At 72.4% G+C, this 17,873-nt stretch carries 15 protein-coding genes; 2 read left to right on the top strand and 13 right to left on the bottom strand.

From position 1 onward, the window contains the following. The 3 genes from ACIPYW_RS09380 to ACIPYW_RS09370 are packed head-to-tail and all read right to left on the bottom strand — an operon-like array spanning position 1 to position 1,172. A complete protein-coding gene (locus tag ACIPYW_RS09380) occupies positions 1-432 on the bottom strand; it encodes a cupin domain-containing protein (RefSeq protein WP_290131020.1) in 432 nt (143 codons plus the stop codon). A 21-nt stretch (positions 433-453) separates the two neighbouring features. Further along, a complete protein-coding gene (locus ACIPYW_RS09375) occupies positions 454-837 on the bottom strand; it encodes a DUF2255 family protein (protein ID WP_400412834.1) in 384 nt (127 codons plus the stop codon). Next, the gene (locus tag ACIPYW_RS09370; protein WP_290131018.1) at positions 834-1,172 is read right to left on the bottom strand and encodes a carboxymuconolactone decarboxylase family protein; all 339 of its coding nucleotides are present in this window, start codon (positions 1,170-1,172) and stop codon (positions 834-836) included. Before ACIPYW_RS09370 ends, ACIPYW_RS09375 begins: the two co-directional genes overlap by 4 nt. Positions 1,173-1,301: 129 nt before the next feature. Here ACIPYW_RS09370 and ACIPYW_RS09365 point away from each other — a divergent pair, with 129 nt between their 5' ends. Beyond that, positions 1,302-2,543 carry an MFS transporter gene (locus ACIPYW_RS09365; RefSeq protein ID WP_400412833.1) on the top strand — a complete coding sequence of 414 codons (1,242 nt, stop codon included), beginning with the start codon at positions 1,302-1,304 and terminating at the stop codon, positions 2,541-2,543. 100 nt (positions 2,544-2,643) lie between these two features. Here ACIPYW_RS09365 and ACIPYW_RS09360 read toward each other — a convergent pair whose 3' ends face one another. From ACIPYW_RS09360 to ACIPYW_RS09315, 10 genes are all read right to left on the bottom strand, one after another. Then, positions 2,644-3,642 (bottom strand): ABC transporter permease, encoded by a 999-nt coding sequence (locus ACIPYW_RS09360; RefSeq protein ID WP_400412832.1) that lies wholly within the window; start codon positions 3,640-3,642, stop codon positions 2,644-2,646. Beyond that, positions 3,639-4,577 carry an ABC transporter permease gene (locus ACIPYW_RS09355; protein WP_400412831.1) on the bottom strand — a complete coding sequence of 313 codons (939 nt, stop codon included), beginning with the start codon at positions 4,575-4,577 and terminating at the stop codon, positions 3,639-3,641. Before ACIPYW_RS09355 ends, ACIPYW_RS09360 begins: the two co-directional genes overlap by 4 nt. After that, on the bottom strand, positions 4,574-6,340 hold the full coding sequence (locus tag ACIPYW_RS09350; RefSeq protein ID WP_400412830.1) for a dipeptide ABC transporter ATP-binding protein: 1,767 nt from the start codon (positions 6,338-6,340) through the stop codon (positions 4,574-4,576). Before ACIPYW_RS09350 ends, ACIPYW_RS09355 begins: the two co-directional genes overlap by 4 nt. Next, the gene (locus tag ACIPYW_RS09345) at positions 6,337-8,001 is read right to left on the bottom strand and encodes an ABC transporter substrate-binding protein (RefSeq protein ID WP_400412829.1); all 1,665 of its coding nucleotides are present in this window, start codon (positions 7,999-8,001) and stop codon (positions 6,337-6,339) included. Before ACIPYW_RS09345 ends, ACIPYW_RS09350 begins: the two co-directional genes overlap by 4 nt. A 297-nt stretch (positions 8,002-8,298) precedes the next feature. Continuing rightward, entirely contained in the window at positions 8,299-9,138 is an 840-nt protein-coding gene (locus ACIPYW_RS09340) for a cation-transporting ATPase (RefSeq protein WP_400412828.1), read from the bottom strand. A gap of 93 nt (positions 9,139-9,231) precedes the next feature. Further along, entirely contained in the window at positions 9,232-10,491 is a 1,260-nt protein-coding gene (locus tag ACIPYW_RS09335) for a D-arabinono-1,4-lactone oxidase (protein ID WP_400412826.1), read from the bottom strand. Positions 10,492-10,501: 10 nt separating this feature from the next. Next, a complete protein-coding gene (gene araA / locus ACIPYW_RS09330) occupies positions 10,502-12,028 on the bottom strand; it encodes an L-arabinose isomerase (RefSeq protein WP_400412824.1) in 1,527 nt (508 codons plus the stop codon). Further along, positions 12,025-12,735, bottom strand: coding sequence for an L-ribulose-5-phosphate 4-epimerase (locus ACIPYW_RS09325; RefSeq protein ID WP_290131009.1), 711 nt, complete (start codon positions 12,733-12,735; stop codon positions 12,025-12,027). The genes araA and ACIPYW_RS09325 overlap by 4 nt, the downstream gene beginning before the upstream one ends. Further along, positions 12,732-14,423 (bottom strand): xylulokinase, encoded by a 1,692-nt coding sequence (locus ACIPYW_RS09320; RefSeq protein ID WP_400412822.1) that lies wholly within the window; start codon positions 14,421-14,423, stop codon positions 12,732-12,734. The genes ACIPYW_RS09325 and ACIPYW_RS09320 overlap by 4 nt, the downstream gene beginning before the upstream one ends. Before the next feature lie 221 nt (positions 14,424-14,644). Further along, the gene (locus tag ACIPYW_RS09315; protein WP_400412821.1) at positions 14,645-15,643 is read right to left on the bottom strand and encodes a LacI family DNA-binding transcriptional regulator; all 999 of its coding nucleotides are present in this window, start codon (positions 15,641-15,643) and stop codon (positions 14,645-14,647) included. 187 nt (positions 15,644-15,830) lie between these two features. Between ACIPYW_RS09315 and ACIPYW_RS09310 the strand changes: the two genes are divergently transcribed. Beyond that, positions 15,831-17,873 carry a glycoside hydrolase family 127 protein gene (locus tag ACIPYW_RS09310; RefSeq protein WP_400412819.1) on the top strand — a complete coding sequence of 681 codons (2,043 nt, stop codon included), beginning with the start codon at positions 15,831-15,833 and terminating at the stop codon, positions 17,871-17,873.

The following is a 17,873-nucleotide window of genomic DNA, read 5'->3' as shown; positions in this document are numbered from 1 at the left end:
TCAGTCCTCGTCGGCCCCGGGCAGCGCGCCGTACTCCTCGTCCGTCACCCGCTCGAGCCACTCGTTGCGGACCCCCTCGCCGGGCGTGATGAACGCCAGGTGCGAGAACCACGAGTCGGCCTTCGCTCCGTGCCAGTGCTTCGTCCCGGCGGGGACGCGGACGGCGGTGCCCGGTGTGAGACTGACCGGGTCGGAGCCCTCGGCCTGGTACCACCCGGACCCAGCGGTGCAGATCAGGACCTGGTCGCCGCCGCCGTCCTGACCGTGGTGCACGTGCCAGTCGTTGCGGCAGCCGGGCTCGAAGGTGATGTTGTTCACGGGCACGCCGCCGTCGACCACGGGGGCGTTGAAGCTCCGCCCGGTGAAGTACTGCGCGAACGCGTCGTTCGGTTCCCCGGTCGGGAAGGGCTGCTGGAAGGTGGTCTCGGTCATCGTGTTCGTCTCCGGTCGGCGTCAGGCGGGGTCGCGAGGGGTGATCTCGACGGTCGCGGCTCGGGGTCCGGCCGCGACCATCGGGGGGAGGTAGGGACTGCCGGCGTACTTCTCCTCGTACGCGGCGTCGATGCGGGTGCCGAGGTCGGGGTCGTCGACGGCCGTGAAGACGACGTCGTGCGTGGCGCCGTCGGCGGTGATCGTCCCCGCCCGCTGCGCGAGCGCCGCCCGATACCACTTCCCGGACGTGCCGTTCCAGGCGCGGACGAAGACCCGGCCGCCGACGACGACCGACCAGATCCAGGTCGGCGTCCCGGGCGTCCGGCCGTCGGGTCGGAACGGGGCGATGTGGAGGTCGTCCGTCGTGGCGATCCGCTGCACGGTGTCGGCGGGCCATGCGCTCACCGGTCGTTCTCCACGATGTCCTTGAGCACGGTGGTGGCGGCCATGCCGTTGGGCCACCCGGTGTAGAACGCCAGCTGCAGCAGGGCTTCCCGCAGCTCGTCGTCGGTCACGCCGTTCTGCCGCGCGAAGGCGAGGTGGAACCGCAGCTGGTCCGTCTTCCCGAGCGCGGTCAGGGCCGAGATGGTGACCAGGCTGCGGTCACGCTTGGAGAGACCCGCGCGCTCCCAGACCTCGTCGAAGAGCACCGCGTCGGTGTAGTGCACCATCCCGGGGGCGAAGTCCCCGAAGGCGTCCCTGCCGCCGGTCCATCCGGTCTGCTCGTCGTCGGTCGTCATGTGGTCCTCCCGTGGTCGTCGGCACCGGTCCATGCAACCGCGCACCTGCGGACGGCGTGAGGTTCCGCGTAGACGGGGTCCGGCAGACCCTCTCTCCCGCGTCGCGGCCGTCCCTACGGTGGGAGGACGATGCACGCACCCGCCGACCTCCGAGACGACCTCCGCCCCTCCGCCACACCGGACCGACTGCCGATCGTCGTGCCGGTGCTGGCGGTCGGTACGTTCCTCATGATCACGACCGAGTTCGTCGTCGCCGGCATCCTCCCCGAGGTCGCCACCGACCTCGGGGAGTCGCTCGGCCGCGCGGGCCTCCTCATCACCGTCTTCGCCGTCGGCATGATCGTCGGGTCTCCGCTCATGACGCTGCTCACCATCCGGCTGCCGAAGCGCCTCGCGCTCCTGTTGGCGCTGGCCCTGTTCGTCGCGGGGCACGTCGTCGTCGCCGTCGCGCAGGACTTCACCGTCCTGCTCGTCGCCCGGTTCGCCACCGCGTTCGCGACCGGCGCGTTCTGGTCGGTGGCCTCCGTGGTCGCAGCTCGCGCTGCCGGACCCAGGCTCGGGTCGCGGGCGCAGGGCGTCGTCGGTGCGGGCGGCTCGCTCGGCACCGTCCTCGGGGTGCCGCTCGGGGCGTTCCTCGCGCAGGCCGTCGGGTGGCGTGGGACCTTCTGGGCCATCGCCGCCGCCGCGGTCGTCCTCGCGGTGCTCGTCGCACGGTTCGTCCCGCACGCGACCGGAGCAGCCGAGCACACCTCGATCCGCGGCGAGTTCTCGGGGCTGCGCTCCGCACGGCTCTGGTGGACCCTCCTCGCCTGCGTGACGACCACCGGCGGGGTGGTGGCCGCGTACTCGTACATCGCGCCGCTGCTCACCGACCGGGCCGGCGTCCCCGCACAGCTCGTCCCGGTGGTGCTCACCGTGTTCGGCGTCGGCTCCTTCATCGGGACGCTCCTCGGCGGCCGCTTCGGCGATGCCCGACCCGGGCTGGTCACGATCGTGACCCCGGCAGCGAGTGTCGTCCTGCTCCTGCTGATCGGGCTCGTGACCGGCCAACCGCTTGTCACCGCGGTCCTCGTCGGCGTGCTCGGCCTGTTCGGGCTCAGCGCGAACGGCGTCCTCATCAACACCGCGGTGCACGCCGCCGGCAGCGCGGCACCCCTCGGGGCAGCCCTCACCGTGTCGGCGTTCAACCTGGGCACCGCCACCGGGACCGCGATCGTCGGCGGGATGCTCACCACCACCGGCGTCGCCGGTCCCGCGCTGATCGGTGCCGGCATCGTCGCCCTGACGCTCGTCCCCGTGGTCGTGATCGCGGTCGGCACCGACCGGCGTCCGACCGCGCACCGCGCGCCGGACTCGATGTCCGTCAACTGACCACGCGCGCCGCCCGCCGGGGGCCATCCGTGCCTCCCGGCCGACCGACAGACCGACAGACCGACCGACGGACCGACGGACCGACCGACCGACGGACCGTCTACGCCCGGCGCCGCACCCGCGGGTCGACGAACGCGTAGACGATGTCCACGATCATGTTCGCGACGACGATGAGCATCGCCGAGAACAGCGTGAAGCCGACGACCACCTGCAGGTCGAGGGTGTGCACCGCGTCGATGAGGAGCGCCCCGAGGCCCTGCATCGAGAACACCTTCTCGGTGATGACCGCACCGCCGAGGAGCGAACCGAGGTCGAGTCCGAAGAGGGTCACCACGGGCAGGATCGCCGTCCGGAGCCCGTGCCGCACGACGACCTGGCGTTCGCGGAGGCCCTTCGCGCGCGCGGTCCGGACGAAGTCCTGCGACATCGACTCGAGCATCTCCCCCCGGGTGAGCCGGGCGTAGATCGCGGCACTGATGAACGCGAGGACGCACCACGGCAGGACCAGGTGCGTGAACCAGCCCACGGGGTCGTCGGTGAAGGCCACGTAGCCACTCGTCGGCAGGACGCCCAGCACGAAGCCGAACAGCAGGATCGCGAGCAGCCCGATCAGGTACGACGGCGAGGACACCCCGGCGACCGCGACGGTCATCACCGCGCGGTCCACGAAGGTCCCACGGCGCAGTGCCGAGACCGCCCCGCCGACGACCCCGGCGACGAGCCAGAGCAGCGCGGCCCCGACGGCGATCGACGCGGTGACGGGCAGGCGCGACAGGATCAGGTCGGTGACGTTCTCGTGCAGCTGGAACGAGTACCCGAAGCACGGCGCGGCGCAGTGGATGACGGACGCTCCGGAGCCGAAGGTCCGACCGGCGAAGATCCCGGCGAGGTACGCCCCGAACTGCGCGAGCCACGGCTTGTCGGTGCCGAGGAACGCCTGCACCTCGCGGAGCCGGTCCGGCGTGCAGGGCTTGTCGCAGATCGCGCGCGCCGGGTTCGTCGGCAGCAGCAGGAACAGCGCGTAGGTGATCGCGGCGACGACGAGCAGGACGACGACGGCACCGAGGACTCGGACCGCGATGAAGCGCAGGGTGGTCACCGGGCACCTCCACGGGGGTCGAGGGCGTCGCGGAGCGCATCGCCGAGCACGTTGAACGCGAGGGTGACGAGGAACAGCGCGGCGCCGGGGAAGACGAGGTACATCGGGTCGGTCTGCACCCACCCGATCGCGTCGCCGATGCTCCGACCCCAGGAGGGCGTCGGCGGGGTGACCCCGACGGCGAGGAAGGACAGTGCGGCCTCGGCGCCGATCATCGACGGGATCGAGATCGTCGCGTAGACCGTGATGGTCGCGGCGAGGTTCGGCAGGAGCTGCGTCCGGATGACGTGCCAGCGACCGGCACCCATCGCGGTGGACGCCACGACGTAGTTGCGGGTCACGAGCGACAGCGTCTGGCCGCGGACGACGCGCGCGACGGCCGGCCAGCCGAAGAACCCGATGACGAGGACCACGAGCACCGGCTTCGGGAACGACGTCGGCACGATCGCGGTCAACGCGATCATGAACACGAGCGACGGGAAGCCGAAGATGACGTCGACGATGCGCGAGAGCACCCGGTCGTACCAGCCCCCGAAGAACCCGGTGGTGACGCCGACGAGCACGCCGATGAGGATCGACAGCGCCGTGGCGGCGAGACCGATCCCGAGCGAGGTCCGCGCGCCGTACGTCACGATCGCGAAGAGGTCGCGGCCGGTGAGCGGCTCGACGCCGAACCAGTGCGTCCCGCTCACACCCCCGAGTGCGCCGCGGGGCGCGCCGAAGTCGTTGAGCGCGTCCACGTGGTACGTGTACGGGTCCTGCCCGCTGACCGCGGCGATGAGCGGCGCGGCGATCGCGACCACCGCGAACAGCGCGATGACGACGGCGGACGCGACCGCCCAGCGGTCCTGCCGGACGCGTCGGACGACGGCCCGGAAGCCGGTGCTCCGGCCGGCGGACGCGGCGACCGGACGGTCGATGACGTTGGCGGTCACGAGGCCACCCCTTCCCACGCGCGCCACGCCTCACGACGCTCGGCCTGCCGCACGGGGTCGGCGACCGGCGCTGCCGCGAGGAGCATGCGCGTGTAGTCCTGCTGCGGGTCGTCGAGCACGGCCTCGGTGCGGCCGTGTTCGACGATGCGGCCGTCGTGGAGGACGACGACCTCGTCGGCGAGTTGCCGGACCACGGCGAGGTCGTGGCTGACGAGCAGCATCCCGAACCCGAACTCGTCCTGCAGCGTGGCGAGCAGGTCGAGCACGGCGGCCTGCACCGTCACGTCGAGCGCGCTCGTCGGCTCGTCCGCGATCACGACCGCGGGCCGGAGCGCGAGGGCCCGGGCAACCGCGACACGCTGCCGCTGGCCGCCGGAGAGCTGGTGCGGGAACCGCTCGGCCCACGACGGGTCGAGCTGCACCGCCCGGAGCAGCTCACCCACGCGCTCCCGCCGGTCGGCGTCCGAGCGCGGGTCGTGCACGAGGAGCGGCTCGGCGATGCTCCACCCGATGGTCTGCCGGGGGTTGAGCGACGACACCGGGTCCTGGAAGACGATGCCGACGCGGCTGCGGAGTTCCCGCAGGCGCTTCCCCCGTGCAGTCCGGAGGTCGCTGCCGTCCACCTCGACGCTGCCGTCGACGACGGGGACGAGCCCGGCGAGCGCACGGCCGATCGTGGACTTGCCGGACCCCGACTCCCCCACGAGACCGACGGTGCCGCCGGCGTGCAGCTCGAGGTCGATCCCGGAGACGGTCGGCTCACCACGGCGTGCGTAGCGCACGGCGACGTCGCGCAGGCGCGCGACCACCGGCCGGGAGGCAAGGCTCGCGTCGCCGCCGTCGGCATCCGTCGCGGGGGTGCCCGGCCGGGCATCCTGCGGGTCCGCCGCCGACGGGGCGGGGGCGATCCGTCCCTCTCCCCGCGGACTCGGCCGCCCCGCCGCTCCGCAGGCTCCGCCGCGCGCCGGAACCGATCCGAGGGGGCCCAGTGCGGGGACCGCGGCGAGGAGCTCGCGCGTGTAGTCCGCCTGGGGACGCGCGAAGACGTCGGCGACGCTCCCACGCTCGACGGGGTCGCCGCGACGCATGACGAGCACCTCGTCGGCGACGTCTGCGACCACGCCCATGTCGTGCGTGATGAGCAGGACGGCGAGCGACCGCTCGCGACCGAGGGTACGGAGCAGGTCGAGGATGCCCGCCTGCACGGTGACGTCGAGCGCCGTCGTCGGTTCGTCGGCGATGAGCGCCACCGGGTCGCCCGCGAGCGCCATCGCGATCATCGCGCGCTGCAGCTGGCCGCCCGAGAGCTCGTGCGGGTAGGCCTTTCGGATCCGCTCGGGGTCCCGGAGTCCGGCGGACCGGAGCAGCTCGTCGATCCGGGTCGAGACGCCGGCGCGGTCGAGACCGGTGGGGTGTGCCCGCACGGCCTCGGCGATCTGCGTGCCGACCGTCAGGACCGGGGTGAACGAGTTCATCGGTTCCTGGAACACGACGCCGATGCCCGCGCCGCGGACGGCACGCAGCTGCTCCTCGTCGGCACCGATGAGCTCCTCGCCGCGGAAGCGGGCGCTGCCGGACACCCGTGCCTCGGGCGGGAGCAGGCCGAGCAGGCTCATGGCGGAGACCGACTTGCCCGACCCGGACTCCCCCACGAGGGCGAGCACGCGGCCGGGCGTCAGGGTGAACGAGACGTCACGGACGACGGGCTCCGCGTCGCCGAACGCGACGCGGAGCCCCTCGACCTCGAGCAGCGGGTCGGTCACTGCTTCAGCGACACCGTGAGGTAGTTCGGGTACGCCGGGAAGTCCGCGATGCGGAAGTTCTCGACGTCCGAGCCGGCCAGGAAGGACTGCTTCGCGTACATCAGCGGGACGACGGGAGCGTCCTCCATGATCTTGCGGTCAGCCTGCGCCCAGAGCTTCTCGGCGTCGGCGCGGTCGATCGTCCCGGTCGCTTCCTTGATCAGGGAGTCGACCTCGGCATTCTTGTAGTGCGAGACGTTGTACCCGCCGCCACCGATCTGCGACGAGTCGTAGAGCGGCTGCAGGTTGGCGTTCGCGCTCGGGAAGTCCGGCTGCCAGCTGAACAGCACGAGGTCGTAGTCGCTGCCGTTCGTGGCGTCGGTGTAGAACGAGTCGGCGTCCTCGGGCTTCAGCGTGACGGTGATGCCCGCACGCTTCAGTCCGGCCTGCAGCGCCTGCGACTCCGCGAGGGACGACGAGTCGTTCTGGGTGAGGAGCGTCAGCTTGAGGTCCTCGGCCCCGGCGGCCTCGAGCATCGACTTCGCCTTGTCGACGTCGCCGGTCGCTGAGGTCTTGTAGAGGTCGTAGTCCTCGCGGCCCTCGATGCCGGGCGTGATCAGGGTCGATGCGTACGTCCCGGCGAGGGCACCGCCGGCGGCGATCCGGTAGGACTTCTTGTCGACGGCGTACTGCAGGGCCTGTCGGACCTGCTTGTCGGCGAGCTTGCCCTTCTGGGTGTTGATCGCCATGTACTGGATCGGGCCGGCCTTCGAGGTCGCGAGGCGGTCCTGCGCGGCCGGGTTCGAGCGGACCTGGTTCAGCTCGGCCGCACCGAGGTAGGCGGCGCCGAAGGAGTCCTTCGCGTCACCGTTGTCGGCGATGAGGGTCTGCGTGACCGTCGAGGGGTCCTGGCTCTCCTTGAAGACGACCTTCGACGGGCCCGCGGTGCGGACCGAGTCGGTATTCGCGCTCCAGTACTTGTTGCGCACGAGCGTGATCTGCGACCCCTGGGTGTTCGACTGCACCTGGTACGGGCCGCTCGCGACGGGCTTGGCGTCGTAGTCGCCCGTGTTCGTGCCCTTGCCGTCGGGCACCGGCGCGAAGGCGGGCATCGACACGAGCCAGGGCCAGTCGCCGTAGGGCGCGTTGAGCTTGAAGACGATCGTGGAGTCGTCGGGGGTCTCGATGCTGTCGAGGGTCTTCCCGTCGAACGGTCCCTTGTACGAGTCGCCGCCGACGAGGAGCGACTTGTGGTAGCTCAGGCCACCGGTGAGGGTCGGCGCGAACGAGCGCTCGATGCCCCACTTGATGTCCTTCGTGGTGATCGGAGTGCCGTCCTGGAACTTCAGTCCGTCCTTGAGGTGGTAGGTCCAGGTCTTCCCGCCGTCGCTCGAGTCGCCGGTGTTCGTCGCGAGGTCCGGCACGACCTTCGCGACCTGCCCGGGCTCGACGTCCCAGGCCGTCAGGCGACGGAGCACCAGGCCGAGGGTGGTGATGTTGAGGTTCTGGCTCGTCGCGGGGTCGAGGTGGACCGTGGTCGCCGTGGTGAGGATGTTGAGCGTGCCGCCCTTGGAGGTGCCGCTGGCGTCGTCCGACGATCCCCCGCCCGAGCAGGCGGTGAGCGCGAGTGCTGCTGCGACGGCGACCGCCGCGGTGGTGATCAGGCGCGTGGGGCGTCTCATGACGGTGCTGCTCCTCGTGGGGTGTGGGTGGCGCACGCGCGTGGGGTGGGCGTGCCGCTGGCCGGTGTCGGGCGCTCCGGCGGCGTCCATCCTGGCACCGCGGGCCTCGGCCGGCCGAATCTCGCGTACGACGGACGTCGCACGACGTAACGGTCCAATCGTCGTGCGACGTCGCGCATTCCCGATGCGCACACCCCGATCCCGCGACGCGAGTCTCGGCTCCGCGGACACCTTCGCGCTCGCGCCACCGCGGAGGTGTGCACGGAGCCGAGACTCGGCGTCCGCGCCCCGCCCGGGTCAGCGGTCGAACAGGCCGCCGAGGAAGTCGTTCCCGAGGTTCGACGCCTGCTCGCCGAAGCCGCCGAGCAACTGTTCGCCGTCGCCGAGGAAGTTCTGGGCGCCCTCTCCGAGGTCGGCGAGCCCCGTGTCCGCGAGCCCGAGGTCGCCGATCCCCGACGCGATCCCCTCGAAGTCGACGCCAGAGCCGACCGCCTCGGCGAGCACCGGCCCCGCCGCGGCACTCATGACCGCTGCTCCGGCGACCGCGACACCGATGCCGCCGATGGCCATCGCACCGGCACCCACCGCGGCTCCCCCGGCGAACGCACCGCCCCTGCCACCGAGGACACGGCGCAGGAGACCCGGGCGCTGGACCTCGCCCCGGGTCGCGGCACGGGCGAGTCCGGCGGCCGAGTCGTCGCGCAGGTGCTCGTTCGGCGGGAGGTGCGAGTTCAGCCGGTTGCGGATCTCCTGCCGCTGCCCGGGGGTGAGCCGCGCGAAGGCGTCGTGGTGCACCTGCTCGAGGCGCTCGGGCGGAGCGGTGCGGAGGAGGTAGTCGTACTTCGCGATCGCCACCTTGTCGGCGTCGACCGGACCGCGCTGCTGCCCGTGCGGCTGCCGCTGCGGCTGCTGCGGCGCGGCCTGCTGGCCGGAGGGCTGCGGTGCCGGGGGCTGCTGTGGCTGCCGGCCCCGGTCGTCGCCCGTGAGCTTGTCCGCCGCCGACCGGACCACGTCACGCCAGTCGGTCCCCCCGGACGAGGACACGCCGTTGCTCGGGGTCCCCGCCTGCCCGCGCTTGCCCAGCTGCTTGTCGATGACCTTCGAGGCCATCCCGAGGATGCGGTTGAGGTTCGCCATGACCCAACCTTTGTGATCACACATGTGAACACTCAGCGACCGACCGGTGCGTGCGCCGGACGACTGGTCACAAACCCCTGGGAGCCGCGGGCCTCAGCTCAGGATGCGCGCGAGGAAGGCGTTCCGGAAGCGTCCGGTCGGGTCGAGGTCCCGCGCGAGCGCCGCGAAGTCCCCGAGCCGCGGGTAGGCCTCGTGCAGTCGCTCGGCACTCGCGACCGAGACCTTGCCCCAGTGAGGCCGCGGGTCGAACGGGGCCAGGGCCTCCTCGATCCGGTGCACCGCGGCCTCGACCTGCTCCGGCTCACGGCGGAAGGTGAAGTGGATGCCGACCGACTGCCGTTCGGACGACGGCGCGAGCCAGGCGGTGTCGGGCGCGATCGTGCGGACCTCGGCGGCGATGAGGACCGGTGCCAGCACGTCCTGCAACGGGCGCAGCGCCTGCAGTGCGGACACGGCGTGCGAGGCGGGGATCAGGTACTCGGACTGGATCTCCGCGCCGGTCGACGGGGTGAACGCCGAGCGGAAGTGCGGCAGCCGTTCGGACCACGGTCCCGGCACGCCGCCCTGCTCGGTGACGCCGGCCGGGTCGTTCTCGCCGGGGTGCACCGGCCCGGTCGCGGCCCGGGCGCCGAGGGCGACGAGATCGACGGCCGGCGCGGGCTCGTCGACGCGGTGCTTCACCCACACCTGTCGCGCGCCGCGGTCGTCGAACGCCGTGAAGAGCGACACCGAGTAGGCGTCGGACACCACGGCGTCGAAGTGCTCGGTCACGGCCTCCCACGGCAGGTCGAGGAACACGGTCGTCGCGACCTGGAACGAGGGCTCGATCGCGAGCTCAAGAGCGGTGACGACACCGAGCGCACCGAGTGCCACCCGGTGGGCGTCGAGGGCGCCGTCCGGGGTCGACGCCTCGACGCGCTCCAGCGAACCGTCCGACCGGACGACCTCGAGGCCGACCACCGCCTGCGCGAGCGACGGGTTGCGGACACCGGAGCCGTGCGTGCCGGTGGCGACCGCCCCTGCCGTGGAGATGTGCGGCAGGGAGGCGAGGTTCGCGAGTGCCCAGCCACGAGCCTCCAGGCCGGCCGCGACCTGCGCGTGCGTCGTGCCGGCCGCGACCCGGACGACCCGGCGGTCGCTGTCGACGTCGAGCACGGGCGGGAGCCCGGCGAGCGTCAGCTGCGCGCCGTCGGTGTCGGCGATGCGGTTGAAGGAGTGCTTCGACCCCAGCGCTGTGAGGCGCGGCGTCGCCGCGACGACGCGACGGACCTCGTCGACGGAGGTCGGCGAGAGGAGTTCGGTCGCCCCGTAGGTGACGTTCCCTGCCCAGTTCGTACGCATCGTCGCGGTCACGGTCACGAGCCTAGAACCCCCGGTCGAGTCGGTGCCAGGTCTGCTGGAGCCTGAGCTCGTCGCGGAAGCCGCGCGCCGTGGTGTGCTCGTCGATGACGAGGAACTCGGTGCCGACCATCGTCGCGAAGTCCTCGACGACCTGCAGGCCGACGGCGGTCGTCATGACGGTGTGGTGCGCGGCGCCCGCGGTCAGCCAGGCCTCCGCGGCGACCGGGAACGACGGACGCGGCTCCCAGACGGCACGGCCCACGGGCAGGTTCGGCAGCGCCTGGGTGGGCGGCACCACGTCGACGACGTTCGCGGTGAGGCGGAAGCCGTCGCGGGTGTCGGAGAGCGCGACCACGACGGCCTCGCCGGCGTCGGCGGTGAAGACCAGGCGCACCGGGTCGTCCTTGCCGCCGATGCCGAGCGGGTGGATCTCGAGGGTCGGCTTCGTGGTGGTGAGCGTCGGCGACACCTCGAGCATGTGCGCGCCGAGGATCTTCTCGGCACCCGGGGTGAGGTCGTACGTGTAGTCCTCCATGAGGGAGGCGCCTCCGGGCAGGCCCGCACCGGCGACGTTCATCGCGCGGACGAGGACCGCCGTCTTCCAGTCACCCTCGGCGCCGAAGCCGTAGCCGTCGGCCATGAGGCGCTGCACCGCGAGGCCGGGGAGCTGCTTGAGCGTGCCGAGGTCCTCGAAGTTCGTGGTGAACGCGGCGGAGCCGTTCTGCTCGAGGAGGGCGCGGAGGCCGAGCTCGATGGCGGCGCCGTCGCGGAGCGCGGAGCGGCGTGCACCGCCGTCGCGCAGGTCGTCCACGACGTCGTACTGCTCGTCGTACTCCGCGACCAACGCGTCCACCGCGGCGGTGTCCGCTGCCGCTGCGTCCACCGCGGCGGCCAGCTCGTTCACCGCCCAGGTGTTCACCTGCACGCCGAGCTCGATCTCCGCCTCGGTCTTGTCACCCTCGGTCACGGCGACGTAGCGCATGTTGTCGCCGAAGCGGGTGAGCTTGAGCTCCCGCACGGCCGCGGCACCGGCCGCCGCACGGGTCCAGTTCTGGACGCGAGCGACGACCCGCTCGTCCGACACGTGCCCGACGGCGGTGGCGTGCCGCACGCCGAGACGGGCGAGGGCGTAGCCGAACTCGCGGTCGCCGTGCGCCGCCTGGTTGAGGTTCATGAAGTCGAAGTCGATGTCGCCCCACGGGAGCGCGACGTTCGCCTGCGTGTGGAGGTGCAGCAGCGGCTTCGTGAGCGCCTGCAGCCCGCCGATCCACATCTTCGCGGGGCTGAACGTGTGCATCCAGGTGGTCACGCCGATGACCTTGTCGTCGGCGCTGGCCTCGATGAGGGCGCGGCGGATGCCGTCGGCGTCCTTGAGGACCGGCTTCCACACGAGCTTCACCGGCACGTGCGGCGCCAGGGTCTCGTGCACGGCCTTGCTCTGCTGCTCGACCTGACGGAGGGTCTCCTCGCCGTAGAGCCCCTGGGAGCCGGTGAGGAACCAGACCTCGTAGCCCGCCAGCGTTTCGGCGGGGTCGACGACGTGCGTCATGAGAGCGCTCCTTCGGGGTTCTGTCCGTAGACGTTCTGGTAGCGATCGAAGAGTCGATCGATGTTGTCCTGGGCGATGGGGACGACCTCACCGCCCTGTTTCGCGATGTGCACGGTCCGGGCGACGTCCTCGCACATCACCGCGGCCTTCACGGCGTCCTTCGCGTCGCGCCCGATCGTGAACACGCCGTGGTTCTGCATGAGCACGGCACGGCTCCGGTGTCCGCTGAGGGTGTCGACGATGCCGTGCCCGATCGAGTCGTCGCCGATGATCGCGAACGGGCCGACCGGGATCGGACCGCCGAACTCGTCCGCCATCGCTGTGATGACGCACGGGATCTCCTCGGCGCGCGCGGCCCACGCGGTCGCGTACGTCGAGTGGGTGTGCACGACCCCGCCCACCTCGGGCATGTTCCGGTACACGTAGGCGTGCGCCGCGGTGTCGGAGGACGGGCCGTGGGCGTTGCCCCACCCGTCCGCCGGCACGCCGTCGAGGGTGCAGACGACCTGGTTCTCGGGGCGGAGCTCGTCGCTCGACACCCCGCTCGGCTTGATCACGAACAGGTCGGTGCCCGGGACGCGCTCGGACACGTTGCCGCCGGTCCAGATCACCAGGCCGTAGCGGACGAGCTCGCCGTGCAGGGTGGCGACGCGTTCGCGCGCGGCGGCGACGGCCGCCTTCGTCTCGTCGGTGGTCGGGTCCGTCATCGTGTCGGCTCCTTCTCGGTGCGTGCGTCGTCCGCGTGGTCGGTCGGTGCGCTGGTGCGCGTCGCCGCTGCCGCCACGTCCTGGACGGGCAGGGCGGCGCGGTACCGGTCGAGGTAGTCCCGGAAGCCGTCGACGTCGCGCTGGTCGGGCTCGGCGACCTGGACGGCGTCGCCGCGGAACACGGTGTCGGCGAGGAAGTCCGCCAGCGGCCGGTCGGTGTGCTCGAGGTACGCCGCGAGGACCGCGATCCCCCAGGCCCCGCCCTCGCCCGCGGTCTCCTCGAGGGCGACGGGCACGCGGAGGGCGGCGGCGAGCAGGCGCTGCGGCGCACCGGGCGTCCGGAAGAGGCCGCCGTGCGCGGTCATCCGGTCGACGGCGACGTGCTCGCCGTGCAGGACCTCCATGCCGATCGCGAGGGTGGCGAAGGCGCCGTGCACCTCGGAACGGACGAGGTTGCCGAGGGTGAAGCGGGAACCGGGCGTGCGGAGGAGCAGTGGTCGGCCGTCCTCGACCCCGGTCACGGGCTCACCGGCGAGGTAGTTGAAGGACAGCAGGCCGCCGGCGTCCGGGTCGGCGTCCTCGCCCGTCGCTTCGCCGAGCAGGACCGCGTAGAGGTCGTCGACGTCGACGGCCGGACCGCCCGTTCGTGCGCTCGTCGCCGCCGCGAACCGCGCGAACACCCGCGCCCACGCGGCGATCTCGCTCGCCCCGTTGTTGCAGTGCACCATCGCCACGGCGTCGCCGGACGGGGTGGTGACCACGTCGAGTTCCTCGTGCGGGGTGCTCAGTGGGCGTTCGAGGACGACCATCGCGAAGATGCTCGTGCCGACGCTGACGTTGCCGGTCCGAGGCGCGACGGCGTTCGTCGCGACCATGCCCGTGCCCGCGTCGCCCTCCGGCGGGCAGAAGGCCACGCCGGGCTCGAGCGTGCCGGTCGGGTCGAGCCACGCGGCGCCCTCGGGGGTGAGCGCCCCCGCTTCCTCGCCGGCGACGAGCACCTCGGGCAGCAGCGCACGGAGGTCCGGCACCCGTTCCCCGAGCAGCTCCTGCGTGGTCGCGAGCATGCCGGCGTCGTAGTCGCGGCGCCCGGGGTCGCCGGGGGCGCTCTCGACGGGCGCGGAGTCGATCGGGAACAGGCCGCTCGCGTCGCCGACGCCGAGGACGTCCCGGCCGGTGAGGCGTCGGTGCACGTACCCGGCGAGCGTCGTGATCCCGGCGATCTGCGCGACGTGCGGCTCGTCGTCGAGGACGGCCTGGGCCAGGTGGGCGATGGACCAGCGCTGCGGGACGTTGAAGTCGAGGGCGGCGCTCAGTCGCTCGGCGGCCGGGCCGGTGGAGGTGTTGCGCCACGTCCGGAAGGGCACGAGCAGCTCGCCGTCCGCGTCGAACGCGAGGTAGCCGTGCATCATCGCGGAGACACCGGCGGCGCGGAAGGTGGTCGGGCGGACCCCGTACTGCCGCTCGACGTCGTCCACCAGGTCGGCGTACGCGGCCCGGAGCCCGGTCTCGACGGCGTCGAGCGAGTAGGTCCACCGGCCGTCGACGTACTCGTTCTCCCACTCGTGGGAGCCGCTCGCGACGGGACGGAGGTCCTCGTCCACCAGCACGGCCTTGATGCGCGTCGAGCCGAGTTCGATGCCGAGGGTGGTCCGGCCGTCCACGACCTGCCGAGCGGCGTCGTCACCCATGTCGTCCTCCAGACGTCGTCGTCCTGCGTGAGCGCTCACATCCTGGCACGTGAGCGCTCACTCGCGCAACGCGGCGCGCCCCGGGGACGCCTCGCTTCCTCGTGCGGTCGCGACACCCCGCACGCGCGGCGCCTGACGGTCACGATGTGTCGCTCGACCGCGCCGAGACCGACACGAGGTGACCCCTCGCCGGAGCTGAGCGGGGCGTCGCGACCTCGCGGCTACGCGCCGACGGTGCTCTCGCGCACCACGAGCGACGGCGTCACGGTCGACGAGGTCGCCGTCCCGCCGTCGATCAGCTCGAGCAGCGTCCGCCCGGCCACCCGTCCGAGCTCCTCGAGCCGGAGGTCGACCGTGGTGAGCGGCGGACGGGACGCCAGGGCCATCACGTCCCAGTCGTCGAACCCCGCGACGGCGACGTCACCCGGGACGGACCGCCCCGTCTCGCGCAGCCGGTCGCACACGCCGCGTGCGATCTGGTCGCTCCCGGCGACGATCGCGTCCACGTCCGGAGCGGTCCGGGCCAGCAGGTCGACCGCCTGCCGACCCCACCGCTCCGACCACTCCCCGTACGACGCCGGACCGACCAGGTGCTCGCCGAGGACCCGTGCAGCACCCTCGACGCGTCGCACCGCCGACGCGTGCCGTTCCGGGCCGGTGACGATCGCGATGCGCCGCCGCCCCAGGCTCAGCACGTGGTCGGCGACCATCGCGGCACCGGCGGCGTCATCGAGGGTGATCGACACGTCAGCGGGGTCGGTCGACGGCGTGAACGCGTACACGACCGGCACCGGGACGTCGATCGGCGGGCGCGCGTCCGCCGATCGGCCGGTGACGATCACACCGTCGACACCGCGCGCGGCGAGCGACCGGAGGTAGTGCGCCTCGCGGACGTGGTCGTCGCGGGTGTCGCAGAGGAGCACGGCCATCTGACCGGCGGAGAGTGCGTCCTCGGCGCCGAGCAGGACCGGGATGGTGAAGCGTCCGAACGAGTCGGTGGTGATCATGCCGACCGTGTACGTGCGTCCGGAGGACAGCGCCCGTGCACGCGCGTCACCGACGAAACCGAGCTTCTCCGCCGCCTGCTTGACCCGCTGCCGCGTCGACTCACGGAGCTGTCCGGTGTCGTTGAGCGCCTTGGACGCCGTACCGATGGACACCCCGGCGAGCGCCGCGACATCGCTGATCCGGACGGGCGGTGCGACTCGGTCGATCGTCACGGCAACTCCTTTCCGGATCGGCTCGGGTAGCGCGATCATACGCAATTCCCGGCAGTCCGGGGTTGCGCAGTGCTGGAGCGTGACGTACGGTCAGCGACAGAAACCGTTTTCCGGCATCGTTGGCACCTCGACTCCGAGGTCATCGACCCCGCGACCGGGACGGCACCGGCATTCGCAAGGAGGCGACATGACCACCACGCTCGCGACCGACAGCCGCGCGCACACCGCGACCCCGGTCCTCCCGACCGACGGCGCGCACCTGACCTTCCGGCCGCTCCCCGCCGGGGCGGCGCGGATCACGGGCGGGTTCTGGGCGCTCCGGCAGGACCGCAACGGGCTGGACGCGATCCGCAGCGGGTACCACCAACTCGAGGCCGCCGGGAACTTCCGGAACCTGCGGATCGCCGCGGGTGACGAGGAGGGCGAGGCCGTCGGACCGATCTTCATGGACTCCGACGTGACGAAGTGGCTCGAGGCGGTCGCGTGGGAGTACGGGCGCGCCCCCGCCGAGGACCTCCTGGCGCTCCAGCGCGAGGTCACGGACCTCTACGCCCGTGCCCAGGCCGACGACGGGTACCTCGACTCGGTGCAGCAGGTGCGCGGGAAGGGCGAGCGGTACGTGGACCTCAAGTGGAGCCACGAGCTGTACTGCGCCGGGCACCTGTACCAGGCAGCGGTGGCGCAGCACCGCGCGACCGGCGACACCGGCCTGCTCGACGTCGCGACGAAGAACGCCGACCACCTGGTCGCCACGTTCGGTGACGGACCGGGGAGGACCGTCGACATCGACGGACACCCCGTCGTGGAGATGGGGCTCGTCGAGCTCTACCGCGAGACCGGCACCCGCGCCTACCTCGACCTCGCGCACTGGTTCGTCGATGCCCGTGGGCACGGCATCATCGAGCGCGCGGGCGGCGAGCCGACGTACTTCTCCGACCGGGTCCCGGCACGCGAGGCGACGACCGTCGAGGGGCACGCGGTCCGTGCCGTGTACCTGGCGGCCGGAGCGGTCGACGTGGCGATCGAGACCGGTGACACCGAACTCCTCGCCGCGAGCGAGCGCCAGTTCGCCGACATGATGGCCACGAAGGCGTTCATCACGGGCGGCCTCGGCGCACGGTGGGACTACGAGGCCTTCGGTGACCCGTACGAGCTTCCGACCGACCGCGGCTACGCCGAGACCTGCGCCGCGATCGGCGGGGTCCAGTGGGCGTGGCGGCTGCTCCTCGCGACCGGGGAGCCCGTCTACGCGGACGCGATCGAGCGTCTGCTGTACAACGCGTTCCTCGCGGGGGTGAGCCTCGCCGGCACGGAGTACTTCTACGTGAACCCGCTGCAGCAGCGGGACCACGCGCACCAGGACGAGAACCGCTCCCCCGCGCACGGCCGCCGCGGCTGGTTCGACTGCGCCTGCTGCCCGCCGAACATCATGCGCACGTTCGCGAGCCTCGACGGCTACCTCGCGACCGCCACCGACGGCGGTCTCCAGGTGCACCAGTACGCCACCGCCGACCTCGGGCCGGTCCGCGTGGAGACCGGGTACCCGCACGACGGCCGGGTGGTCGTCACCGTGACCTCGGACGGTCCGCTCGCCCTCGGGCTGCGCATCCCCGCGTGGTCGGACACCACGACCGTGACCGGACCCGACGGCGAGGCGTCGCCGGAGCCGGGCACCCTGCACGTCCTCGACCGTACGTGGACAGCCGGTGACACGGTGGAACTCGTCTTCGACACGACGCCGCACCGGTACGTCGCCGACTCCCGCATCGACGCCTCGCGCGGGCAGGTCGCGATCGAGCGCGGTCCGCTCGTCTACGCGGTCGAGCAGGCCGACCAGGAGGGCTTCACCGTCGACGACCTGACGGTCGACCCGTCGGCACCGATCAGCGAGGAACGGCGCGACGACCTCCTCGACGGCGTCGTCACGCTGCGCGTGCCCGGCTCCGCGCCCTCGTCGCACGAGCAGGCAGCGTGGCCGTACCGCCGGATCGACGCGACCAGGACGGGAGGCGCGACACCGGCTCTCGACGCGACCAGCGTCGGCGGCGCGGCCGGTGGCGCCGGGGGCGAGCCGCGCCTCCCGGCCGACACGGCGAGCGCCGACTCGGCGAGCACCGACCCAGCGAGCACCGACCCGGCGCACGCCGTGACCGCGACCGCGGTCCCCTACTACGCCTGGGCGAACCGCGGAGCCGCGCCGATGCGCGTCTGGCTGCCGATCGCGCGGTGA

Origin of the sequence: Curtobacterium sp. NPDC089689 (assembly GCF_044749145.1) — a bacterium.
Classification (GTDB): domain Bacteria; phylum Actinomycetota; class Actinomycetes; order Actinomycetales; family Microbacteriaceae; genus Curtobacterium.
Note: the sequence above shows the minus strand (reverse complement) of the source record. Positions and strands in the feature narration are given on the sequence as shown.

Excerpts from the sequence above, each read along its gene's own strand:
- ACIPYW_RS09380 (WP_290131020.1), bottom strand. The coding sequence starts at position 432 with ATGACCGAGACCACCTTCCAGCAGCCCTTCCCGACCGGGGAACCGAAC.
- ACIPYW_RS09370 (WP_290131018.1), bottom strand. The coding sequence starts at position 1,172 with ATGACGACCGACGACGAGCAGACCGGATGGACCGGCGGCAGGGACGCC.
- ACIPYW_RS09365 (WP_400412833.1), top strand. The coding sequence starts at position 1,302 with ATGCACGCACCCGCCGACCTCCGAGACGACCTCCGCCCCTCCGCCACA.
- ACIPYW_RS09345 (WP_400412829.1), bottom strand. The coding sequence starts at position 8,001 with ATGAGACGCCCCACGCGCCTGATCACCACCGCGGCGGTCGCCGTCGCA.
- ACIPYW_RS09340 (WP_400412828.1), bottom strand. The coding sequence starts at position 9,138 with ATGGCGAACCTCAACCGCATCCTCGGGATGGCCTCGAAGGTCATCGAC.
- araA (WP_400412824.1), bottom strand. The coding sequence starts at position 12,028 with ATGACGCACGTCGTCGACCCCGCCGAAACGCTGGCGGGCTACGAGGTC.
- ACIPYW_RS09325 (WP_290131009.1), bottom strand. The coding sequence starts at position 12,735 with ATGACGGACCCGACCACCGACGAGACGAAGGCGGCCGTCGCCGCCGCG.
- ACIPYW_RS09320 (WP_400412822.1), bottom strand. The coding sequence starts at position 14,423 with ATGGGTGACGACGCCGCTCGGCAGGTCGTGGACGGCCGGACCACCCTC.
- ACIPYW_RS09310 (WP_400412819.1), top strand. The coding sequence starts at position 15,831 with ATGACCACCACGCTCGCGACCGACAGCCGCGCGCACACCGCGACCCCG.